The sequence below is a fragment of the Actinokineospora sp. genome (genome assembly GCF_050699995.1).
Classification (GTDB): Bacteria; Actinomycetota; Actinomycetes; order Mycobacteriales; family Pseudonocardiaceae; genus Actinokineospora.
The window spans coordinates 1-5,687 of the sequence record NZ_JBOHGC010000061.1 but is presented as its reverse complement, the minus strand read 5'-3'; the positions used below and the strand labels follow the sequence as shown (position 1 = coordinate 5,687).

Below are 5,687 nucleotides of genomic sequence, written 5' to 3'. Positions count from 1 at the left end.
TGTCCTCCCCGAGTTGCGGGGCGACACGAAACGAGCCCGATGGAAACCCATGTCAGACCCGCACCACGCGGGCACCGGGTACCGCCACGGGAAGACCCGACCACCACACCGGGCCAACACCGCACCGTAAGGTGACGGCTCACGACACGTTCTCACAAGTTTCGTGAACGGTAGCCCCCAGCCGTACCCGAGGCGAGGGAGGCCAACATGAGCGACCACGATGATCCGAACTCCTCCGGACGTTGATTGGGCGCATGTTTTGGGTCCGCTCGTCCCGGGTGGACTGTGGGTGGCGGAGATTCGTTCGAGGGCTGGCTGACGGCGGCGCGTGAGTCGGTGGTCGGCCGCGCTGAACCGGGGTGCCTCAACTGCGATGTCAGGCGGAAGGGGCTGATCGCTAGTACCGTCGATTCATGTTGATATGGCGGGTCGCCCTGGTGCTCGCTGCCCTGGTGGGTTTCCCCTTGTGGGAGTGATCGGATCCGGGAGGCTGAAGACGTGGCGCGGGCGTTTCAAGGGGCGTTGGCGGACAACCGCCCTCAAGACGCTTGCGCGTTGCTCGGGCCTCGGGTCTTGGACGATGAGGACTGTGCGGCTGCCCTTGAGAAGTTGAAGCCCGCCACCATCGAGGAGACCGAGATGTGGGGCGACGGGGCCATTGTCCGGGCGGGAACCGACACGATGTTCCTCAGCGAATTCAACCAGGGGTGGCTGGTGACCGCCGCCGGGTGCGTCCACCGCGGCGAGATTCCCTACGAGTGCGCGGTGGGTGGGCCATGATGGCGCGGCTGATGTTCAACCTGACCCTGGCCATCGTGATCGGGGGCTGTGTCTACTTCATCCTCATCGGACTGCTCCACCGATGACCGACGACGAGAGTGAAGGGGACCGGCTGCGGCGCAACGTCAATGAGTTGCTCCAAGAGCTCCGGGTGGCGCAGGCCGGTGTGCAGATCCTGTTCGGTTTCCTTCTCGCGGTGACGTTCACCGACTCCTACGAACGCGCGAGCGGGTTTCAGCACATCGTTCATCTGGTGACTGTTCTTCTCGCCGTGTTGGCGATCGGGCTGTTCACCGCGCCCGCGGCCTGGCATCGGGTGCTGTTCCGCCAGGGCAGGCGAGACCTGATCGTCAACAGTGCCAACACGTTCGCCATCGTCGGGCTGGCGACGCTCGCCCTCGCGGTCACGGGGACTGTCCTGCTGCTCACCGATGTGATCATCGGTCAGCCCGGGTCGGCGATCCTGACCGTGGTCACCGTCGTGGGATTCGGGACGTTGTGGTTCGCGGTGCCCGCGCGCCACCGGCGGCGCGGTGGCGGCGCATAGCGCGCAAGCCTCGGGCGATCGTGTCGCGCAGGCCGCTTGACGAGGATACGGTCGCGGCGATCGTCTCCGCCACCCACGCGACCACCTCGGGCAGGCCCAGCGGCGCCGGTGGTGGCCTGCGCAGGTCGACGTCCTCCTGGGCGGTCTGGAAGCACCGGACCACCGCACCCTCGTCCTGCAAGCCCCGGGCCCACTCACCCCAGGGCGAGTCGGGGGCGCAGGACTCCGGGTCGACGGCGACGAAGGACTTCACCTTGCGCGCCTGTGCTCCCGCCACCCACAGGGCCGGCTCGGTGGCCACCCCGCCGGTGACGATGTGGACGCGCCTGCCGGGGTTTCGCTCAGGATCGAGGCCCGCGCCGCCAAGCCCGGGCCGTCGGCGGGCAGCCGGACCCAGCCGATCCGCAGCCGGTCGGTCAGCGGACGCCATGTCGCGGGCAGTTCGCCGTGGCCGGCCTCCCCCGCCGGGTCGAGCACCACCGCGAGATCCGCGTCCGCCGGTCCCGCCACACGATGGCGGGTCCGCGCGCGGCCATATCGGTCATCATCATCGCCCCGCTCCTCCGAAATCACCAGAGTCACCAGAGTCACCAGAGTCCTCTGTGGACTCGCTGACACCGACTTGGACGGCCCAGACGAGGGCGTGCACGAGCATGGACATCCGGTCGTGGCTGTCACCGGAGTCGATCACGAGCCGGATCTGGTCGGTGACGTCCTCCGGCCGGTCGTTGAGCCACGCCAGTTGCGCGCGCAGCACCGCGCGGACCGGTGGGGAGATGGAGTCGATGTCAACGGGCAGCCCGTCGGCGTTCTGCACCTCCACGGCGAAAGCCGCGTCGGGCAGCTGAACCGCCTCGGACTCCAGGATCTTGCGCCCACCCGCGCTGATCAGCGCGGTCACGATGGCGACAAGATCGGAGTCCGAGGCGGGTCGGCACCACTGGGCGAGCAGGTCGGACACGACATCGATGTCGCGGTCTCGGACCGCGGCCACGAGAGTGTTGATCGCGTCCGCTACGCGAGGGGTGTGCTCGGCCATGGTCTTGGCCCCTCCGGTCGAGTCGGATACGCCGTCTTGCATGGTGGCTACCCCGGTGACCGGAGGGGAAACCCGTCAGGTGCGTCGATAACCACTCGACGGCGGCATCGGTGCGCCGGTGGGCGGAATGGGTGTGGTCGGCGCGCTCGGATCCACGGCGCCCGCGGGGACATGGCTCGCGGGCCTGGTCCCCATCTGACTCAAGTCCGGGGCGCCCTGTCGCGGCGCGGTGGCCGCGGCTTCGTCGCGCATCTTCGGGATCTCCCGCTCCGCGCGGTTCAGCCAGCCGTCCCAGCGGTTCTGCATCGGCTTGATGAGACCGCCGCCGACGCCGACGACCAGAATGCCGCCGACAGTGGCCAGGATCGTGACGAGAACCGGAGTGGTGACCGCGGTGGCGACTCCGATCTGGTTCAGCGCGGCGATGATGCCCAGGCCCAGGATGAAGACCGAGGCGATCGTGGCGAGCAGCCGACCATAGGACAGCCCGCCCAGGGTGTTGTTGATCAGGTCCTTGACACCGGTGGCGATCGCGCTGGCCACGACCACGATGATGATCGCCACGACGGCCTTCGGCAGCCAGGCGACGACGGCGGTCAGCAACTCGGAGACCGGGTTCGGCCCGAACACGCCGAACGCCATCTGCAGGGCGATCAGCAGAATGCCGTAGTACACCAGCTTCGCGATGATGTCGGAGGCGTCGTACTTGCCGCGATCCAACATTCGTTTGATGCCGCCGCGCTCGACCGCACGGTCGAATCCGACCTTCTCCAGACCGAAGTCGACGGCTTTGGCGATCGCTTTGGCGAGAAGCCAACCGATGAACAGAATGACCAGGAACATCAGCAGCTTCGGCACGAAGGTGATGATCGACGCCCACGCATCGGATAGGCCTTGGCCGAAGTCCATGGCGTTCTCCCTTCCAGCAGGGTCCGCGACGGTTCGCGGCCGCTGGGCGAGGAGTTACCCACATCGCCGTTCGCCACACATTCGCACTGGTGAGGTCGCCTGCCCGCCGCTGGCTCCCTACGGTTGACCTGGGAGGACTCGCGATGACCTATCTCGACGTGTTCCGGCTGGCCAAGGACGCGCTCAGCGCGCGGACCGTCTACACCGAACCGTGCGAACGCGACGGGGTGACGGTCATCGCCGCGGCCACCATTCACGGCGGCGGTGGCGGCGGGAGCGGCACCGAGCTGATCACCGAGGGCGCGGGCTTCGGCGTGTTCGCCCGACCGGCGGGCGCCTTCGTCATCCGCGGGTCGTCGGTGCGGTGGCGGCCTGCGGTCGACGTCAACCGGCTCATCGGCACCGTCGGCGCGGTGGTCGTGGCCGTCCTCATCACCCGGCGCTGACCGTCAGCCGCGTGACCTCAGTCGGATGTTGGGCAGGACCGGAGCGGGCAGCGTCTCGGCCCACTGCGCGGGGAACCGGCCGTAGCGCCCGGATTCCGCGCCCGAGCGGGCCCGCTGCCACTGCTCACGGAAGGTCACGATCTCGTCGTGCGAGCGGGCGATGAAGTTCCACCACATGACGATCCGCTCCCCAAGTGGCTCGCCGCCGAGCACCAGTACCCGCGCGGGCTCGTTGCCCGCCTCCAGGGTGAGGACGGTCGACCCGGTCGGCTGGTACACCAGCTTCCCGGCGGTCGCGGTGACGCCCGCGGCACGGACCTCGCCGCTGTCGACGAGGACGCCGTGCTCGAACCCGGCGTCCACGTCCAGCCGCAGGCACTGCCCCGGCCGCAGGGTGATCTCGGCTCCGAGCAGCGGCGTGTAGGTCACCACCGGCGAGGTGTGACCCAGCAGGGACCCGAGGAACACCACCACACGCGCGCCTTCGTGATCGTGCACGGGCGGCGCGTAGTGCTCGAAGGCCGGGTCGACGAACCGGTCGCCGTCGGGCAGTGCGATCCACAGCTGCGCCCCGTGTAGCACCGACGTGCCCGGCAGCGAGTGCTCGGAATGCGCGATCCCCGACCCGGCCGTCATCAGGTTGATCTCACCGGGGCGCACGATCGCGTGCGCCCCAGTGGTGTCGCGGTGCTCGACCTCGCCGCTGACGAGCCAGGACACGGTCTGCAGCCCGGTGTGCGGGTGCCCCGGCACGGCCATGCCGCCGGTGGCGGAGACGTCGTCAGGGCCGTAATGGTCGATGAAGCACCACGCGCCGATCAGCGACTGCTCACGCTGCGGCAGCGTCCGGCGCACCAGCATCGACCGGGGTCCGCCCAGCGGCACCTCGCGCCCGTCGAGCAGCTTGCCGGTCGGCGCGGTGTCGGCCGCGCACACCAGCTCGGCGGGAGCCCGTTCCAGGTTGCTCATTCACGCACCCACTCCCAGTCGCGCCGGCGTTCGTCCGATCAGGCTATCCCGACACCTATACATATGTTTCCAGTAGAAGAACCGTGGGCCGGAACCCGCCAACCGCCCCCGGTTGCGACCATCAGTGCGTGCCCCGACACTGTCAGCGACAGGTGTCGGAAGAGCCGAGAGGTGTTCGATGATCCGAATTAAGCGCGCGGCCGATGGCCACCAGCGGGTGACGTTCGCACTGGCCCAGGACGACCTGCCGGGGATCGCCAAAGCGTCGGTGGTGGGCAACTTCAACGAGTGGGAGCCGGGCCGCCACGAACTGCGCAAGCGCAGCAACGGCACCCTGTCGACGACCGTGGAGGTGGCTGAGGGAACGACCTTGACGTTCCGCTACCTCGGCGACGACGGCGTGTGGTTCAACGACTCCCAGGCCGAAGTCGACCACCTGGGCAACTGCCGCCTGACCGTATAAGCCCCGACGGACCGGCACCCAAGGGGAGCGACGGCGGGCGTCTCACGCTCGGGTGGCGATCACCACGCGGTTCGACTCGTAGCCGTCGGCGCCGCCGACCCAACGGCCGCCGCAGGTGACGAGGACCAGCCGGTGCTCGCCGTGCCGGCCGAAGAACTCCTCGGCGCGCGCGGGCAAGTCGCCCTTGGACACCGTCTCCACCCGCCACACCCGGTAGCTCCACGTGCGGCCGGCGGCGTCCACGACGGACACCGGGTCACCGTTGCGCGCGTTCCACAATTCGGCGAAGGGACCCGTCTGCCCCTTCCAGTCCACATGCCCGGCGAACACCGTCGCGCCCGTCGCGGCGTCCAGGCCCGCACCCCACCACGTCGCCTCACGCACCCCGTTCGGCACCGGCAGGGTCGCGTCGGGGCCGAGCTCCTGGCGCACCAGCGTCGCCGTGCCGCCCTTGGCCAACCGGACCGTGCCGGGCCGCTGCCCGACCGGCGCGGCGGTCGGTTCGACCGGCGCCGCACTGGTCGCGGGCGGCGC

9 protein-coding genes are annotated in these 5,687 nt (G+C 69.2%); 4 read left to right on the top strand and 5 right to left on the bottom strand.

Features of this window, described 5'->3' with window-relative positions; translation table 11 throughout:
* The first annotated feature begins 609 nt into the window (after positions 1–609).
* A complete protein-coding gene (locus ACRDSQ_RS03905; RefSeq protein ID WP_431418823.1) occupies positions 610–780 on the top strand; it encodes a hypothetical protein in 171 nt (56 codons plus the stop codon).
* Between the two features lie 82 nt (positions 781–862).
* Positions 863–1,327, top strand: coding sequence for a DUF6328 family protein (locus tag ACRDSQ_RS03900; protein WP_431418822.1), 465 nt, complete (start codon positions 863–865; stop codon positions 1,325–1,327).
* Here ACRDSQ_RS03900 and ACRDSQ_RS03895 read toward each other — a convergent pair.
* From ACRDSQ_RS03895 to ACRDSQ_RS03885, 3 genes are all read right to left on the bottom strand, one after another.
* Complete coding sequence (locus ACRDSQ_RS03895) at positions 1,254–1,757, bottom strand: hypothetical protein (protein WP_431418820.1); 504 nt, start codon at positions 1,755–1,757, stop codon at positions 1,254–1,256. The two genes, ACRDSQ_RS03900 and ACRDSQ_RS03895, sit on opposite strands and share 74 nt — an antisense overlap.
* Positions 1,758–1,874: 117 nt before the next feature.
* On the bottom strand, positions 1,875–2,366 hold the full coding sequence (locus tag ACRDSQ_RS03890; protein ID WP_431418819.1) for a hypothetical protein: 492 nt from the start codon (positions 2,364–2,366) through the stop codon (positions 1,875–1,877).
* 75 nt (positions 2,367–2,441) lie between these two features.
* Positions 2,442–3,275: a mechanosensitive ion channel family protein gene (locus ACRDSQ_RS03885; protein ID WP_431418818.1), complete on the bottom strand. Its 834-nt coding sequence runs from the start codon at positions 3,273–3,275 to the stop codon at positions 2,442–2,444.
* 143 nt (positions 3,276–3,418) lie between these two features.
* On the opposite strand from ACRDSQ_RS03885, the gene ACRDSQ_RS03880 reads away from it, so the two are divergent.
* Positions 3,419–3,721, top strand: coding sequence for a hypothetical protein (locus tag ACRDSQ_RS03880; protein ID WP_431418817.1), 303 nt, complete (start codon positions 3,419–3,421; stop codon positions 3,719–3,721).
* A 3-nt stretch (positions 3,722–3,724) separates the two neighbouring features.
* Here ACRDSQ_RS03880 and ACRDSQ_RS03875 read toward each other — a convergent pair whose 3' ends face one another.
* A complete protein-coding gene (locus ACRDSQ_RS03875; RefSeq protein ID WP_431418816.1) occupies positions 3,725–4,690 on the bottom strand; it encodes a pirin family protein in 966 nt (321 codons plus the stop codon).
* Positions 4,691–4,868: 178 nt separating this feature from the next.
* On the opposite strand from ACRDSQ_RS03875, the gene ACRDSQ_RS03870 reads away from it, so the two are divergent.
* Positions 4,869–5,153, top strand: a complete 285-nt coding sequence (locus ACRDSQ_RS03870) for an isoamylase (RefSeq protein ID WP_431418815.1) — start codon at positions 4,869–4,871, stop codon at positions 5,151–5,153.
* Between the two features lie 42 nt (positions 5,154–5,195).
* Here the strand turns inward: ACRDSQ_RS03870 and ACRDSQ_RS03865 are convergent.
* Positions 5,196–5,687, bottom strand: a 492-nt coding sequence (locus ACRDSQ_RS03865) for a class F sortase (RefSeq protein ID WP_431418814.1), incomplete at its 5' end; no start/stop codon positions are given.